Raw genomic sequence first — 615 nt, forward strand, 5'->3', positions numbered from 1 at the left:
ATTGCCGCAGCTTCGGTGTATAGCTTAGCCCCGTTAAATCTTCCGCGCAGGCCGACTCGACCAGTGAGCTATTACGCTTTCTTTAAATGATGGCTGCTTCTAAGCCAACATCCTGGCTGTCTGAGCCTTCCCACATCGTTTCCCACTTAGCTATAACTTTGGGACCTTAGCTGGCGGTCTGGGTTGTTTCCCTCTTCACGACGGACGTTAGCACCCGCCGTGTGTCTCCCGGATATTACTTACTGGTATTCGGAGTTTGCAAAGGGTTGGTAAGTCGGGATGACCCCCTAGCCTTAACAGTGCTCTACCCCCAGTAGTATTCGTCCGAGGCGCTACCTAAATAGCTTTCGGGGAGAACCAGCTATCTCCGAGTTTGATTGGCCTTTCACCCCTAGCCACAAGTCATCCGCTAATTTTTCAACATTAGTCGGTTCGGTCCTCCAGTAAGTGTTACCTCACCTTCAACCTGCCCATGGCTAGATCACTCGGTTTCGGGTCTAATCCTAGCAACTAATTCGCCCAGTTAAGACTCGGTTTCCCTACGGCTCCCCTAAACGGTTAACCTTGCTACTAAAATTAAGTCGCTGACCCATTATACAAAAGGTACGCAGTCAC

General features: G+C 50.2%; 1 rRNA gene. It reads right to left on the reverse strand.

The features are described from left to right. Positions 1-615 (reverse strand): 23S ribosomal RNA (locus PAND9192_RS20440); the annotation flags it as partial.

Source organism: Photobacterium andalusiense (assembly GCF_900185625.1).
In the GTDB taxonomy this organism is placed as follows: Bacteria; Pseudomonadota; Gammaproteobacteria; order Enterobacterales; family Vibrionaceae; genus Photobacterium; species Photobacterium aquimaris.